The sequence below is a fragment of the Polyangium sp. 15x6 genome (assembly GCF_029960785.1).
GTDB lineage: Bacteria > Myxococcota_A > Polyangia > Polyangiales > Polyangiaceae > Polyangium.
Genome location: NZ_JASBQE010000014.1, coordinates 166167 through 182476, shown reverse-complemented (window position 1 = coordinate 182476; position 16310 = coordinate 166167). Strand labels below are relative to the sequence as shown.

General features: G+C 67.4%; 11 protein-coding genes. 2 read left to right on the top strand and 9 right to left on the bottom strand.

What is annotated here, in order from left to right:
* The 4 genes from QHF83_RS13335 to QHF83_RS13320 form a co-directional block, all read right to left on the bottom strand.
* The coding region (locus QHF83_RS13335; protein WP_282418187.1) for an AMP-binding protein at positions 1-869 on the bottom strand (869 nt) is incomplete at its 3' end.
* A 52-nt stretch (positions 870-921) separates the two neighbouring features.
* On the bottom strand, positions 922-1488 hold the full coding sequence (locus tag QHF83_RS13330) for a DUF697 domain-containing protein (RefSeq protein ID WP_282418186.1): 567 nt from the start codon (positions 1486-1488) through the stop codon (positions 922-924).
* A 2-nt stretch (positions 1489-1490) separates the two neighbouring features.
* Entirely contained in the window at positions 1491-2258 is a 768-nt protein-coding gene (locus QHF83_RS13325) for an alpha/beta fold hydrolase (protein WP_282418185.1), read from the bottom strand.
* Positions 2259-2274: 16 nt separating this feature from the next.
* Complete coding sequence (locus QHF83_RS13320) at positions 2275-2502, bottom strand: MbtH family protein (protein WP_282418184.1); 228 nt, start codon at positions 2500-2502, stop codon at positions 2275-2277.
* A gap of 905 nt (positions 2503-3407) precedes the next feature.
* Between QHF83_RS13320 and QHF83_RS13315 the strand changes: the two genes are divergently transcribed.
* On the top strand, positions 3408-5270 hold the full coding sequence (locus tag QHF83_RS13315; RefSeq protein WP_282418183.1) for a multicopper oxidase domain-containing protein: 1863 nt from the start codon (positions 3408-3410) through the stop codon (positions 5268-5270).
* A 72-nt stretch (positions 5271-5342) separates the two neighbouring features.
* On the opposite strand, the gene QHF83_RS13310 is transcribed toward QHF83_RS13315, so the two are convergent.
* Both QHF83_RS13310 and QHF83_RS13305 read right to left on the bottom strand, forming a co-directional pair.
* Positions 5343-6791 (bottom strand): sigma 54-interacting transcriptional regulator, encoded by a 1449-nt coding sequence (locus tag QHF83_RS13310; RefSeq protein WP_282418182.1) that lies wholly within the window; start codon positions 6789-6791, stop codon positions 5343-5345.
* Positions 6788-9409, bottom strand: a complete 2622-nt coding sequence (locus QHF83_RS13305; protein WP_282418181.1) for a serine/threonine-protein kinase — start codon at positions 9407-9409, stop codon at positions 6788-6790. Before QHF83_RS13305 ends, QHF83_RS13310 begins: the two co-directional genes overlap by 4 nt.
* A 216-nt stretch (positions 9410-9625) precedes the next feature.
* Between QHF83_RS13305 and QHF83_RS13300 the strand changes: the two genes are divergently transcribed.
* The gene (locus QHF83_RS13300; protein WP_282418180.1) at positions 9626-10174 is read left to right on the top strand and encodes a hypothetical protein; all 549 of its coding nucleotides are present in this window, start codon (positions 9626-9628) and stop codon (positions 10172-10174) included.
* 19 nt (positions 10175-10193) lie between these two features.
* Here the strand turns inward: QHF83_RS13300 and QHF83_RS13295 are convergent, their stop codons facing one another.
* From QHF83_RS13295 to QHF83_RS13285, 3 genes are all read right to left on the bottom strand, one after another.
* The gene (locus tag QHF83_RS13295; protein ID WP_282418179.1) at positions 10194-12950 is read right to left on the bottom strand and encodes a M16 family metallopeptidase; all 2757 of its coding nucleotides are present in this window, start codon (positions 12948-12950) and stop codon (positions 10194-10196) included.
* A 94-nt stretch (positions 12951-13044) separates the two neighbouring features.
* Positions 13045-13884, bottom strand: coding sequence for a CBS domain-containing protein (locus QHF83_RS13290; protein WP_282418178.1), 840 nt, complete (start codon positions 13882-13884; stop codon positions 13045-13047).
* Between the two features lie 2 nt (positions 13885-13886).
* Positions 13887-16256 carry a nitric-oxide reductase large subunit gene (locus QHF83_RS13285; protein WP_348980442.1) on the bottom strand — a complete coding sequence of 790 codons (2370 nt, stop codon included), beginning with the start codon at positions 16254-16256 and terminating at the stop codon, positions 13887-13889.
* Positions 16257-16310 lie beyond the last annotated feature (54 nt).

Sequence of the window (16310 nt, the reverse complement as noted above, 5' to 3'; positions counted from 1 at the left end):
AGATAACGCGGATCCTTGTGCCCCTCGGGGGCGGCAATGACCATGCGCGCGCCCTCCAAGAGGGGCCACCAGAGCTCCCAGCCCGATACGTCGAACGACAGGGGCGTCTTCTGCAAGACGGCGTCGGCGGCGTTCAGGCAGTAGGCGCGCTGCATCCATCGGAGGCGGTTGTGGAGCCCGCGATGTGTATTGAGCACGCCCTTCGGGCGACCGGTCGAGCCAGAGGTGTAGATGACGTAAATAGCGTTGTCCGGACCAACCTGCACGTCGGGGGGCGTGAGGGGCTGCTCGTGCCAGGGGGGCGCGCTCGCATCGAGGTATACCGTGACAAACTCGTGAGCGGGAAGCCTGTCCTCGAGGCGCTCTTGTGTGAGCAGCACGGCGGGCCGTGCGTCCGTGAGCATGTAGGCGAGCCGCTCTCGCGGATAGCCTGGGTCGAGCGGGACGTAGGCGCCGCCGGCCTTGAGAATGGCGAGCAGGCCGACGACCATCTCGAGCGAGCGCTCGACGCAGAGCCCGACGCGGAGCTCCAGGCCGACGCCGAGTGCGCGCAGGTGGTGTGCCAGCTGATTGGAGCGCTGGTCGAGCTCCCGGTAGGTGAGCTCTTGCTCGGCGAACACCAATGCCACGGCGTCGGGCGTCCGCGCGGCCTGCTCCTCGAAGAGCTCGTGAATGCACTTGCAATCGGGGTACGCCACCGCCGTGTCGTTCCACGCCGCCTGCTGACGCAGCTCATCCGAGATGGGCGAGGGCAGGCGCCGACGCGGGCGCGCCGGGTCGGCGTGCTTCTCGTTCCACCGCGCCGCGAGGTCGCCGTGGCTGCCTGCGTCGTGCCCCCGAAGGTCTCTGCTCTCGTCGTGCATGCTCATCGTAGATTGATTCTCTTGATATCCATCCGAGCCCGAGGGGCGGCAGGCAGGCCTACGGCTCCTGCCTCATCGTGGCGACCGTCCGCTTGGCCTTCTCCAGCTCCGATCTGAAATGCGACCGCATGGCGTTCGGATCGAAATCGAGAAACGTACCGCCGGTTTCGAAATGCATCATGAATACCTTGCCGAGCGCATGGGTGGTCGCACCCGCGACGAGCGGCGTGGAGATGATCCCGAGTGCCGAGCCGACCACGGGCACGAATTTGGCGAGCCCGTATCCGAGCGTGGTCCCCACCCCCACGCTCCAGGTGCTCGAGATGAGGGTGCCAAGGAGCGCCTTCGCGACGTCTTGGGTGAACCTCACCTCATAGAGGTCGGCGAGCTCCTTCAGCATCTTGAGCTGAGTGCCTTTGATTGCAACGAGATCGACGGCGGGCACGGGGAGGACGCCCGCCACGAGCGCCCAGAGGACGTTTCGCCGGATGATCGCCTCCGCGCGGCTTTCGCGCGCGCGCACGTCGTTCGACGGGATTTCCGACTTCGCTTCGACGCCGTCCGCCATGGACTCTTGCTTGGTGGACGTCTCGGTTCGCTCGTTCTTCGTTGCCTCGCCTGCCATTGTCACGTCCTATGTGCTCCACGCGAGCTCCCCTCGAATGCCTGCCCGACCACGCGCAGCACAGCGGCTTCCGAGGAATGCAGGAAGAAGTGGTCTCCCTCGAAGATGCGGAGCGCAAACGGACCTTTCGTGTGTTCGCGCCACCCTTCGAGCTGCGCCGGCTGCACCGTGTCGTCCTTCATGCCCCCGAGCGCGGTCAGCGGAGCATCGAGAGGCTCTGTGGGTACATGGCGGTAGGACCGGAGGAGTTCGAGGTCCGCCCGGAAAACGGGCAGGACGAGCTCCATGAGCTCCGGCTCGGCCAGGACGCTCGCGGGCGTTCCGCCGTGACGTCGAATGCAGGAGAGGATGTACTCGTCGGTCAGCTCGCCGGTGGGTGGGTCGGAGTCCGGGAACCGCGCCGCGCGGCGGCCGGAGATGAAGAGGTGCATCGGCGCCTGAAAGCCGCGTGCGCGTAGCCAGTGGCAAAGCGCAAATGCGACGAGCCCGCCCATGCTGTGCCCGAACATCACGAAAGGTATGCGGCCAGGGGCGAGCGCCTGCCCGAGCGCCTCTACCAGGGGCTCTAGCCTCGTCATGGGCGCCTCTCGGATTCGCGGCCCGCGGCCTGGGAGCTGCGCGGCGACGAGCTCCACGTCGGGCGGAAGCTCCGCGACCCAGGTCCGGAAGACCATTGCATTCGCCCCTGCGTAGGGGAAGCAAAACAGCCGCGCCCGCGGCAACGCCACGGGCCTGGGCCTCCAGAACCACGCGCCCGGGATCGGATCCATCGTCGGCGACTCAGGTTTATTGCTTGGCCGCGGCCGCAGCCGCGTCCATCTGCTTGCGCAGGCTGAGCGGCCGCATGTCGGTCCAGACCGCCTCGATATACTGGAGGCACTCCGCGCGTTTCCCATTCTTCCCTGCCAGGCGCCAGCCCGCAGGGATCTCCCGGCCGGCGGGCCAGATGGAGTATTGCTCCTCGTGGTTCACGACCACCTCGAAGGTGGCATCTGCGTCGTCGAAGACACTCATCGTGGGTCCTCTTGCTGCCCCGGCGTCGAAAGGTCGCCTCGGGAAGCGCTCATGGGAATCGGTGGGCGGCCAGCGTCGCCGAACAGGGCGGTTCTCGCTGCCGCTGACGACGAACGTTTGTCTTGCCGTACGCTCGGTTGTGCGGTACCGTCGGCGAGCAAGGTCAGAGGGTCACGGTTTCTACCTGGGTTCTCTTTGGATAGACGTTACGCCCGCGACGTAGCAAGCGAGGTGCCAGCCCATGAAACGTCTTGCTTCCGTCGCAGATCGGCCTTGCTGCGTGCGTTGTTCTGTCCGCATGTGCTGACAGGAGGCTACGGTCTCGAGACATCAACCCGCGCATGTCGCGGGACCCGATCGAGCGCGCCGTGGGTTTCGAGCGGCGAACAGCGCAGCGAGGGCAAGAACGCGAGTCGGTGCCTGCCGGGTGCGGCGTCCGGTGGCCAGGGCCTACCGGGCCTGGGCGTCTCATCGTTTCTAGAGATGCGACTTACGCTGGTCCGATCGCTGTAACAGGACCTGTAACAGGGCCGTGTTACAGGTCCTGTTACAGGTACAGTACGCTGCCGTCGGCGGCGCTCGGCCGGTGGCCGCCTTATCGTGCGCGCGCGCTTACCGACGGGATTGTGTTCTCGTTGGGAAAGGTGGCCTGAGCGTTGCAAGGCGCACGCTCGGAGCAGCCAGACGGAGCCTCGAGGTGTCCCGCGGCTCCCCATCTGAGATAGGTGCCGCTCGTGATACCCATGGTCCCCCCAAAGCTTCCTCGGGGCATGTCGACCATCCGGAGCGCAAACGGCGAACCCACAGGTGAATTCGTGATGTCCCAGAACAAACCTTCATCTTATGCAAATCGGGCTCGTGCCACGCTCACGTTCGAGCGGCGCGACTTTTTGAGGCTGGGCGCCATGCTCGGCGCTGGCCTCTTGCTGCCCGATAGCCTCGGTTGCAGCTCCGACGACAAGTCGCAGACGCCGAAGCCGACTCCGAGCCGAGAGCTCTTCAATCCCGCCACGGTCCGAGCCAAGGACGGCCTTCTCGATATCGAGATGACCATCACCGAAGTCGAGGTGACGGTCGGCCAGTATACGTTCATGACCCGCGCGTACACCGGCCTCAAAGTCAATACAGGAGAGGCGAATTTCGAGGGCACGTATACGGGCACGATTCCAGGCCCGAGCATCGAGCTTCACCCGGGTGATCGGCTCAGGCTCAAGCTCATCAACGGCCTCCCGGACGACGGCAGCGCCGTGGACCCCGGCGATTGCGGCGGCATGACGACCACCAGCGGTGGGCATGGCGGGCACGGCCCGGGCATGCAGAACAACACGACCAACTTCCACACGCACGGTCTGCACGTCGACCCCGGGCCGCCCGGAGATGACGTCTTTTTGGAGATTGGTCCTGGCCAAAGCTACGACTTCGTCTTCGACATCCCCAAAGGCCTCGTCATGCCGGATGGGACGATGGCCGATCATCCGGCCGGGACCTACTGGTACCACCCGCACTTCCATGGAGCGACGGCCATCCAGGTGGCAGGCGGTATGGTCGGGGCCCTCATCATTCGCGACGAATGGCAAGACGATCTCGACAAGATGTTTTCTCCCGAGCCCGCGCCGGGGCAGGGCAAGGAGCAACTCCTCGTCGTTGGCGAATTGATGATCCAAGCCAAGGATGCGTGCACCGGGAAGACTCGCCTCGCGACGTACAATGAGATGGGCAAGGCCGGCGCCTTGCCTCCTGGTGTCGATGATTTCTTCCACGTCAACGGCCAGATCAATCCGATCCTTCGTATGCGCCCGAGCGAGGTGCAGCGTCTTCGGGTCCTTCACACGGGCTTTCGTGCTCCGCTGGACATCGCCTTTCTTCGCGTGCCGGACGATCAGGTGGACGCCGCGACGTCGCTACCGAAGTCCGGCTATGATCCTTTCGGCTACGACTGCAAAAGTGTCGGGATGATGCCGCCCGTGCTCAAGCGGGACGAGGTGCGGGCGAAGTCGGTCACGTACTACCAGGTCGCGACGGACGGGATCACCTACGCTGCGCCCTTGAAGATGCCGATGGCCGACGCCACTTCGGAGATCGAATACGTCGTCCCGCCGGGGGGCCGTGTGGACCTGCTGACCCAGTTCGAAGCGGGCACCTACCAGATGGTGGCGCTCGGCTACCTCGACTTCGTCTGCTGGGAGCCGCAGGTCCTCGCCACCGTGGTCGTCTCGGGGGAGCCGGACAAGAGCCTCGCGATCCCGCAGGCGCTCACGCCGCCCGCGCTTTACCCGTCATTCGATGACATGGCGAAGCCTGGCAATCAGGTCGAGAATACACGCACGCTCGATTTCAGGGTGTCCCTCGACGACATGAACCAGCCGCACTTCACCATCGACGGCCGCACGTTCTGCGAAACCCGTATCGACCAGTGCATGGCATTGGGCGCCGTGGAGGAATGGACGCTCAACAACAAGTGGGTCATGAAGGGTGGAGAGTCGGTCCATCCCTTCCACATCCACGTCAACTCGTTCCTCGTGACGTCCATCAACGGGAAGACGCCGGCACGGCCCATCTGGCGCGATACGATTCTCATCCCCACGGGCGGCATGCAGGGAGTCGACGGCTCTCTCAAGTTCCAGTCGCGCTTCCTGCATTACGAGGGCAAGTACGTGCTGCACTGCCACATCCTGGAGCACGAGGACGAAGGCATGATGCAGCTCCTCGAGGTGAAGAAGGACGCGGCATGCGAGCCGTCGATGGTCGATACGTGCCCGATGCCGTGAATGGGCTTCACGTCCACGAGAGCGCTGCAGCGTAGGCCCGAGCCCCCGGAGGTCGCCGATCTCGGGCCACGATCACGAGCGATAGGCGTCGATGTCGATCGAGAACCTCTGGATCCAGCGGTGGATCTGGACCCGCGACTTGCCCATGTCGCGCGCCACCCCGCTCACGTTGCCCCTGTGCTTCTCGAGGAGCGCCATGATACGCCCGCGCAGCTCGTCCGGCACCGTGCCTCTCTCCTCCTCGGGCTCGGGCGGCGCGACGGTCTCGTGGCTCTTCTCGAGGAGGTGCGGGCTCTCGGGGGGCGCGCTCTCGAGGTGCGCGCTCTCGAGGTGCGCGCTCTCGATGAGCGGACCGTCCGCGAGCGCGGCCGCGACGCCGAGGGTCTGCGACAGCTCGCGGATGTTGAGCGGCCACCGCTGCTGCACGAGCAGCTTGCCGGCCTCCACGGTGAAGCCGAGCTCGGGCGCGCCCGGCACCTTGCAGCGCCGCAGCAGATCGCGGACCAGGATGCCCATGTCCTCGATCCGGTCCCGCAGCGGCGTGAGCGTGTGCCGGTGCCCGGAGAGCCGCGCCAGCAAGTCGACCCGGAGCTCGCCCCGGATGGCCATCTTGTCGAGCGACTTGTGTGTCGCCGCGACGACGCGCAGATCCACCTTGATGGGGCTCGTCCCGCCGACGGGCACGACCTCGCTCTCCTCGAGCACGCGCAAGAGCGCGGCTTGCGCAGGCATCGGGAGATCGCCCACCTCGTCGAGGAAGAGCGTGCCGCCGTTCGCCCTGCGCACGTACCCCGGCTCGTCCCGGATGGCCCCCGTGAACGCGCCCTTGACATGTCCAAAGAGCTGGCTCTCGAGCAGCGACGCCGTGAGCGCCCCGCAATTGACGGCGACGAGCGGCCCTGTCCGCCCCGAGAGCGCGTGGACGCCTCCCGCGAGCACTTCTTTGCCCGTGCCCGACTCGCCGAGGAGCAGCACCGGGATGGGCGCTCGCGCGATACGCGTCAGCGTGTCGAGCTCGTCCGCGAGCGGCGGGACGAGCGTGGAGAACCCCCCGCCCTCCGGGCCCTGGAGGTCGAGATCCGCCGCGGAGGCAGGCGAAGACGGCAGGCCCGCGCGGTAGCGCAGGATGACGTTGCCGAGCTCGATGAAATCACCGTCCTCGAGCGCGACCTTTCGGACGCGCTTGTCATTGACGAAAGAGCCGTTCCTCGAGCCTGCGTCCTCGAAGACCCAGCCCTCGCCGCTCCTGACGAGGCGCGCCTGGGACTTCGAGATGGCCGCGTCGGGCAAACGCAAATCGAGTCGGCTCGCGCCCCCCTCGCGGACGCGCGAGGCGACGCGCTCAGGGCCGCGGCCGATGTCGACGACGTCGGTCTCCAAAAGGCCATACCGCGCGCCGCCGAGCGCCGGTTGGTCACAATGGAGCACGACGAACAGGAACGGACGCGCGAGGGGCTGCGCCCTCCGCTCCTCGCGCACGGGGTCCTGGGTCGTACCGAGCGAGATCGGCTTCCGCGTCATGGGTGTGACACCCTATCACGAGGCGGCGCGAGGCCTGGGTTTCCCTCGGCGGCCCGAGCCTCCGCGACGCGGCGCTCGCACGCTTGCTGATCCCTCCGAGCATCGGCTTCGGTGACGTGCAGGAGGTCGATCCGGATAGCGGCGGGAATACAATAAGAGGTCGCATTCCAGAGTTGGGCGTCGCCGGGGCCGGAGAATGGCCGTACGGCGCGCCACACGCGCGCGACCTTCTCCTCGGAGTGGTGCGCGATGTATTTCCCATCGGGGCTCCAGGCTACGTCCGTGACGGCGAGGGGCCCGGCGGCGAGCACGAACGGCTGGCCGGACCCGTCTGTGTTCCAGACGCGCACCGTCGTGTCCGCCGACGCCGTGGCGATGCGCGCGCCATCGGGGCTATGGCTCGCCCAAAAGACCTCATCTCCATGACCACGGAGGATCACCGGCTGCCCGGAGCTATCGGCGTTCCACACGCGCGCGGTCGCGTCCTTGGACGTCGTGACGACCCGCGCGCCATCGGGAGACCACAGGGCGTAGATCGCCTCCGATTCATGACCACGAAGCACGATGGGGGCCGTCGCGCCGCGGACATCCCAGATTCGCGCGATCCCATCCACGGACGTGGTGACGACGCGCGAGCCGTCCGGGCTCCATTGCGCGTGGCGCACGCCCACGTCGTGCCGTCCGAGCACGACCGGCACACCTGCCTCGCGCGCGTTCCAGAGATAGGCGTCCCCGGTGTTGTCTATCACGAAGACCCGCGCGCCCGCGGGCTCGAAGAACGCTTGCGCGACGCTCTTGGGGTCGGTCGGGGCCTTTGTCTCCCGCTCGTAGCTCGCGCGCGTCAAGGTCTTCGCTTCCCGATCACGCGCCTCCCAGAGCTCCGCGGCCGCGAATTGCAGGAGCGGGAGCGGGGTCTTGGCGCGCGACAGCTCGGCGAGGATGTCGGTGATCATCGCCTCGTCCTCGAACCGATGCCCGGACGCCTCCACGGGGCGCCGCAAAGCCTCCCGCAGGCCCTCGCGCGCCATGGGCGGCAGGAGGAAGAGGCCCTGGGTCACCTCGGCCAGGAAATGGGGATCCTCGGCGACGCGGTCGAGGAAATCCGAGCGAATGGTCACGATGACCCGGAGCGGCGACGAGGCGTCGTCCGCTACGCCGAGGAGGCATTGAAGGAACGCGGATCGCTCGCCCGGATCGGAGACGAGCGTATAGAGCTCCTCGAATTGGTCGACGAAGACGAGCGCGCGGCTCCCGGGCCCCCGCGCGCGACAATGCGCGCGCAGGCGGGCGCCGAGCAGGCCCGGCTCGGCGCGGAGATTGCCCGAGGCCGCGGGGCCGTCCGTTGTGCCTTCGGCGAGCACCTCGGCGAGCGTCTCGCCGATCGACGACACGGGGGCGCGGCCCGGGCGCAGGACGAGAACGTCCCAGTCCTCGCCGGAGTGCTTCAAGGCCGGAATCACGCCGGCCCGCAGAAACGACGACTTTCCAGCGCCGGAGGATCCTACCACCGTGACGAGCCGCTGACGACGCAGCCGCCCCACGAGGGCCGCGATGTCCCGCTCGCGCCCGAAGAAGCGGCCCGCGTCCGCCTCCTGGAACGCCGAGAGCCCCGCGAACGGCTGCTCACCCTCGGCGAGCGCGAGGGGCTTTCCCCCTTCACGCAAGGGCGTGAGCGCGGCGAGCAGCTCGTCCGCCGACGCGAATCGCTCCTCCTTTTGCTTGCGCAAGCAGCGGTCGACGACGTCCGAGAGCGCCGAAAGCTCGGGCAGGACGTCGCGGAGCCTGGGCATGGGCGCATTCTGGTCGGCGACGCTCTCGAGCCGCTCCCGCGTGAGCGGCGCGAGCGGATGCGCGCCGGAGAGCAGCTCGTACAAGAGGACGCCGACCGCCCAGAGATCGGCACGCGCATCGACATTCTCGCCGCGCCATTGCTCGGGCGCCATGTACGCGAGCGTGCCGCCGTCGCTCGATGCAAGGCCGTCCCCGCGCCTCGCGAGCCCGAAATCCAGCACTTTGACCCCCCCGGCGTCGAGGATCATGATGTTCTCGGGCTTGAGATCGCGATGCACGACGTCGCGCTCGTGCGCGGCGACGAGCGCGCGGAGGACCGACATCACGATGTCGAGCGCGAGGCCCCTCGGGAGCACGCGGCTCGATCCTCGGGCGCCCGAGGACAGGACATCCCGCAGCGTGCGGCCCTCGAGGTATTCGAGGACCATGTACGGATGCCCGTTGGTCTCGTCGACGTCGTGGATCACCACGATGTTCTCGTGCCTGCAGCGCGCCGTCGCTCGCGCCTCGGCGAGCAGGCGTGACGTCGCCTGTCCGCTGTCCTGGAGGAGCTTGATGGCGACGAGGCGCCCGAGCTTGATGTCCCGCGCGAGCAGCACGATTCCCATGCCGCCTTCGCCGAGCTTGCGGATGATCTCGTAGTGCTCGAGGAAGCCTTCGGGCAGAGAGGCAGCGTCGCGGGGCGCGTCTCGCTCGCCGGGCGCGGAGGACGTCGCAATCTGCCGTGGCGGCGAGGTCCTCTCGACACGAACGAAGTCCGCGGTGACGCTCGCCGCCGTCAGGGGACGGGGGTCGCGTTCTACCTCGTCAGGGACCACGGGGCGCATCGGTCGGTCTCGCTGGATGGCAGCGCGGGCATGACGTGTGTCGCAGCCGTCGTCGGCTTCTTGACGGTCCTCCGGCACGTCTCCGCTATCATTCCTCCAGAGCGTGATCAACTGCCTTGCCGATGGCAGCCCGCAAGCCGGCAGTGGTGCTGGACGATTACAGATGGCGCTTGCCGGAGCGTCGGGGTAGGAAGGCCGCCCAGAGGAGCACGGGATATGAGTCGTGATAGGACGGACGAAGTCGTCGCGCATCTCCGCCGCAATGGCGGGCGCGCCGAGCTTTGGTTTGGCGAATTTCGGGATCCGAAGCCGCTCGACGCCTCGGCTCTGGCGTCGCTCACATTGCCCGACGGACGTCCGCTGCCCCCGAGCCTCTCGACCTGGCTCGCCTTCGACGCGACCTGGTTCCGCGTGTCGCCAGATTCGCCGCCGCGGCTCGACGCGAAGCCCTTGCGCGACATCCTCATGGACTGGGCGATCGCGAGCGCGCGCGCGATGCCCGAGGGCTACGAAGACCCCTATCCCATGACCAACGAGCAGGCGGTCGAGGCGTGGATCGAGCTCCTACCGAACCCGGCGATGGCGGACGCGCTCGCCATCGAGCTCCCCGCGGGGGACCAGGATCACATCCTGCTCTTCCACCGCGCCGACCGCGACGGCGAGTATCCGATCCTCGGCTGCCACAAGCGTTTCGAATTCTGGTTCAAATACGACAGCTTCGGCGACTTTCTGGCGCACTACTTCGGCCTCACGGACCCTGCGTGACGGGCGCGAAGGCGCACGCTTACGGAAAAGCCCCCGCAGCGGCGGCGCGTGTCGGGGCTTCGTCGCCCACGAGCGAGAGGGTCGGGCTCCCTGCGGCACAGCGCCGGAAGCCTTCCTTGACGTCGTCAGGCGTGACCGACGCGAGCGCGCTTCCATATTGGTCGACCACGCCGAGCGAAATCCCCGTGTGCCGCGCGTCGAGCACGGCCTCCACAATCTCGCTGTTCGTCACATGTGAAAGCACGCGCTGCCGGGCCAGCTTGAGGCGCGCCGCGTCGAGCTCTCCCGGGGCGAGCTTGCCCTCTTCGAGCTCGCGCAGGACGTCGCGTAGCACCACGAGCGCCTCGCCGAGCCGCCCTTGATCCGCATCCGCGCGAATCGACAGGTGCGCGACGCCGCCCCAGAGCGTGGCCGCGAAGCCATTCGCCACGTATGTCATGCCCAGGCGGCGCCGCAAGACCGCGTGCAGCCGCGCCTCGACGAGCTGGGCCATGAGCTCGTAACGCGCCGGCGAGCGGCCTTGCAACGGCGGCAAGAGGCAACCGAAATGGAGCGTGGCACGGGTGGCGCCGGGCCGGTTCGTCACGAAGATCTGTGGCTGTTTTGCGCGCGCCTCGCCAATCTTTGGCAATGCGGGCAGCTTTTGCGCCGGGGCCTCGTCCTCCCAGTCCCCGAAGACCTCCTCGATGGCCTTCTCCACCTCCGAGGGAACGACGTCGCCCACCACGGCCAGCACCGCGTTGCGCGGCGCGTGGTGCTGCTTCAGCCACGCCTCGGCCCCTTCGCTCTCCACGCGCCGGAGATCGGCCGGGAGGATGCTACGCCCGAACGGATGAGGCCCGTACAGGCCCTGCCAGAAGAGGAGATCGCCGCGCTTGGCGGGATTGGCGCGGTCATGCTCGAGGTCCGTGGCTATCGCGCGTGCCTTCAAAAGGAAATCCGAGGGCGGCATCTGCATGGAGCGCACGGACTGCGCGAGGGCCTCCAGCATGCTGGCCGTGTTGCCCGTGGCCGCGTCGAGCACGTATTCGACTCTCTCCACGTTGAGGCGGCGGCCCAACGACCCGCCGAACGCGGTCCACGGCTCCGAGGTGGCTTGGCCGATTTGCATGGCGACGTGCCCCTCCGCGGGCGACGCGGACGTCCGCGCGCTGCCGCGCAGGAGCAGCCCCGCGGTGACCACGGGTTTGGAAGAACGAACCCCGATGATCACCTCCAAACCGTTTGGCAAGACATACTGTCGGTAGCCTGCGAACCCCGGCGGACGCGCGATACGGCGGATTTGCTCCGCGTCCACTCGCACGGGCAGCCGCTCGTCGTCGCGCCCCACCGCGTCGTTGTGCGAGGCGGGCGCGGGCCCCGGCGCGCCGCCTTTGGCGGGCACCACGTAGACGGCGCGCGCGCGTTTGCGCCCCAGGTATTTCGCGCCGAGCCCGGCGATCTGCCACGGCTCGGCGCCCGCGAGATCGTTGATGGAGCGCAGGTACCACGAGGTGGTGCCCGTGAAATGCGTGCTCCGCGCCATCTCGAGGGCGTGCTCGGAAGGGTGCTCCATGTCGAGCAGCGCGCCGAGGATCGCCTTTTTTTGCTCATTGACGAAGGCGTGCTCCCAGTACGCTGCCTGCACCGTTTGGGGTAGGGGGGCCATCATCTGATCCACCTCGCCGAGAATGCGCCCGAGGCTCGCGGCCGGGTCCGACGCGTCGCGAAGCGGGACCGAGACCAGCAACATCGACGCGTCGCGGCCCTCGAGGAGGAGCGTGCCGATGTTCCCGAATTCGTGCGCTTCCCTGAAGGTGCGGTGCAGGTACTCGTCGAGCGCGCGTTTGAGCAGCTGGAGCTGTTGCCGCCCGGCGAAGAGGGCACTCGGTAGCGACCAGCCGACCCAGAGCTCGGGCATGGAGACCGGGGCGTCGATCCGCGAGAGCGCGGCGGGGCGCGGCGGCGGCGCGGGCGGCACGGCGGGCTTCGTGGCCTTCGCGCGCGAGGGTGCCCCCGAAGCCGGCGCGGCCGTGAGCTCGCGGGGCAATATCGTATTCACGGCCTGCTCGACCTCCTTCAAAGCGACGTCGCCGACGATGACCATCGTGGTGTCATGGGGGCGGTAATGCTCGCGCACGAAGCCTTTGACGTCGTCGAGGGTCAGGGAGGCGAGGCTCTCCAGGGTGCCGATCGGGGGGCGTGCATAGGGGTGATCCGCCGGGAAGAGGGCGACCTGCATGGCGCCGAGGATGCGGCCGGCGGGGCCTAGCTCGCTGCGGTCACGCAGCTCGGCGCGCACGATATCGAGCTCGACCTCGATATCGTCGGGCAAGAGCCCCTCTGTCGGCGCGAGCATTCTCGCCCCGGCGAGCCGGAGGAGATCGGGCAACGCATCCGCAGGCCCCATCTCGTAATAGGCGGTGGCATCCAAATTGGTCATCCCGTTCCGGTGCGCCGCGCCGGCCTGCTCGAGCAGCCCTTCGAGCGTCGTTTTGCCGTGGGGTCTGGCGCGGTAGACGAGGTGCTCGACGAAATGTGCGAGACCCTCCTTGCCCTTCGGATCGCTGCTCGCGCCTGCGCCGATGAAGGTGAATACCCCAACGAACGGCGCGCGTGTGTCCCGCTCGACGAGGACCCGCAGACCCGAGGGCAGCATGATCTCCACGCCGTCCATCGGAACGGGCGGGATGTAGAGGTTCACGTGTTCCGGGACGACGGAGGGCCGCTGCTCCACGCAAGCCGGAAGAAGTGCCAGCGCTGCCGAGACGAACCCGGTGCGGAGGAGGTTGTTCATCGGAGGGACAGACGATACGATGCCGCCGCTCCTCGAAGCAGGGCGATCGAAAGATCGCCTGGAACATCGAACGGTTGTCAAACCGATCGATGTTCTACGTCTTCCGGCCGACGAGCACCGCGAGGACGTCGACGTAGGTGACGATTCCGACGATTCGTTCGGACGCATCAAGGACGCAAATCGCCGTCTGTCGCTCGTCGAGGATCTTGTCGGCGATCTCGAGCACCGAAGCGTCGAGAGCGACGGTCACGACGCCGGTCCGCATGACGGCGTCGACGGTTTTTTCTTCCAGATCGCTCGCGCCGTCTCGGCTCAGCATCGTCGCCGCATCGCCCACCGAGGCGCGTAACTCTCGACTGCTGAACATTCCGACGGCGCGCCCGGCCGCATTGACGACGGGCAGATACCGCAGCTCCGATCGAACGAGGATCTGGATTGCTTCGCGGAGCGCCAGGTCCGTGCGTATCGTCATCACGCGGCGATGCATGATGTCGCGCGCGAGCGGAATGCCGCTCGGGCCCGCCGTGCCCTTGTGCGCCAGGCGCCCGCGCTCGGCGAGGATGTCCATGCTCGTCAGAATGCCGACGAGATGTTCGCCCTCGTCGAGGACGGGCAGACAATCGATCCGGCGCGCCACCATGCGGGCGCTCGCCTCTTCCACGCTCGCCTCGGGGCGCGTCGTCTCGACCGGGGAGGTCATCACGTCGCGCACGACGATGTCGAGCAGGGGCCCGTCCTTCAATCCGAGAATGTCGCGATCGCTCAGGATGCCGACGAGCGTCGCGCCGCGCATCACGGGCAGGTGCCGAACGCTCCCCTGGTACATGAGCTGCGCCGCCACGGCCATGCTTTCGGTATCCTGGACCGTCAGCAGCGCGCGCGTCATCAGCTCTTGCACGGGTTTGCCTTCGAATCGCCTTGCTCGTGATTGCATCGTCAATTCCCTCCCGCGAGCGGCGGCAGGGTAGCGGGCGCGCCGGACGGCTGTTCGGGGTTTTCCGGGGGGGGCGGCAAGCTCGGGGTGGCCGTGGTCTCTTGCGGTGACAGCGACCAGCCCGTCCGGAGGCCGAGCAAGAAGTACCCGAGGGCGAGGATCCCCGCGGCGAAGATCGTGTCCCCGAGGACGCGCGACCAGCGGAAGGCGTCCATCAGGGGCGTCTGGAGAAACTCGGCCGATCGCGCGTACCACATGCCCTTCTCCACGCTGGCGATCGATTGCATGATGCCGACGGGCAAGAGGCTCACGAAGGCCATCGCGGCGAGCCCGATGTTGATGGCCCAGAAAGCGAAGGAGAGGGCGCCCGTCCTCCATGCGAATCGCGCCGAGACGCCCCGCAGGCAGAAGAGCATGAGCCCGAATCCCAGCATGCCGTACACCCCGAACATCGCGGTATGTCCGTGCACGGGCGTCGTGTTCAGGCCCTGCATGTAATACAGCGCGATCGGCGGGTTGATCAGGAAGCCGAAGAGGCCCGCGCCGACGAGGTTCCAGAACGCCACGGCCACGAAGAAGTAGATGGGCCATTTGTAGCTCGTGACCCAGGGACGGAGCCCGATCAGGCGGAGATTGCCGTACGCCTCGAATCCAATGAGCGAGAGCGGCACGACCTCGAGCGCGCTGAACACGGCGCCGAGCGCGAGGACGGGCATGGGCGTGCCCGTGAAATAGAGGTGGTGGAAGGTCCCGATCACGCCGCCGCTCAGGAAGATGATGGTCGAGAACAGCACCGCGCGGCTCGCGGAGCCCGGCCGGAGCAGGCCGAGGCGGACGAGGAGGAAGGCGATGATGACGGTCGCGAAGACCTCGAAGAAGCCCTCGACCCAGAGGTGCACCACCCACCAGCGCCAGTATTCGACCATCGAGAGGTGGCTGTGGCGCCCCCACATGAGCCCCGCGGCATAAAACATCGCGATGCCGAGGGACGAGAGCAAGAACAACCCGACCAAAGTCCGCTGTTCGTCACGCCGCGCGAGCGCCGGACGCAGGGCGCGGACCATGAGCACGAGCCAGAGGACGAGCCCCACGAAGAGGAAGATCTGCCAGAACCGGCCGATGTCCGTGTATTCGAGGCCCTGGTGCCCGAACCAGAAGCTCGCGTCGAGCCCCATGCGCTGCCGGGTCGAATACCAGGTCCCGAAGAGCGAGCCGACGACGATGATGATGAGGCAGGTGAAGAGGAAATTCACGCCTGCGCGCTGGAAACGCGGCTCCACACCGCCCACGGCCGGGGCCACGAAGAGCCCGGTCGCGAGCCAGGTCGTGGCGATCCAGAAGATGGCGAGCTGGACGTGCCACGTCCGCGTGACGGAGTAAGGCAGAATCTCGGCGAGCGGGATGCCATAAAAGCCGGAGCCCTCCACGCCGTAATGCGCGCTCACCGCGCCGAGCCCGACCTGCGCCATGCACAACGCGGCGGCGACCCAGAAGAACTTGACCGTGGCCCGCATGGAAGGCGTCGGCTCGAGCTGGAGGAGGGGATCTTTGCGGGGGAGAAGCGACGGCGGCGCCTCCTCCTCGTGCCCCTTCGCGGCAAAGTACCAGGACAAACCGCCGATACCCGCGAGGAGCAGGACGAAGCTCACGATCGACCAGACCACGATTGGCGCGGTCACGCGGTTGCCCACGAGCTCGTCCGGCGGCCAGTTGTTCGTGTACGAGACGGGCTCGCCGACGCGCTCGGTCACGCAGGACCAGGAGGCCCAGAAAAAGAAGGCGTTCATCATGCGCCGGCGCTCGGGATCGGGCACGCTGCGGGGCGGGATCGCGTAGGCCTCGCGCAGAGAGCCGAGCGTCGGGTCGTCGCCGAACAGGCCATCGTAATGGCTTGCCGTGGACCGAATGGCGGCGGCGCGGCGGGACGAGACGCGTAGATCGCCGGTCGCGGCGTCATACGTGTTCTTTCGTATCTCGGCCTGCACGAGCGCCTCGGTGGCGGCCCGCTTCGGGACGTCGAGCGCTTCGAAGCTTTGGCCATACTCCGCGAGGGCGATGGCCTCGGCCAGGGAGGTGCCCTCGCGATGAAGCCAATCCGCGGACCAATCGGGCGCCACGTAACCCCCGTGCCCCCAGATCGAGCCCACTTCCTGGCCCCCCATCGACTGCCAGACGCTCTTGCCGTCCTGGATGTCGTCCAGCGTGAAGAGCACGACGCCATCCTCGGTGATGACGCGTTGTGGCAATGGGGGCGCCTTTTGATGAATCTGCCAGCCGAAGAATCCCAGGACCGCGAACGACGCCAAGATGACGACCGTGAGCGAGATCCACAACCCTCGGAGAGTGCCTTTCGTGCTTCTTCCTGTTCCCATGCTCGCTTGCTGCCCTCTCCCCTCCCGACCCGGATGGAATCGCGCAGCCTGCCG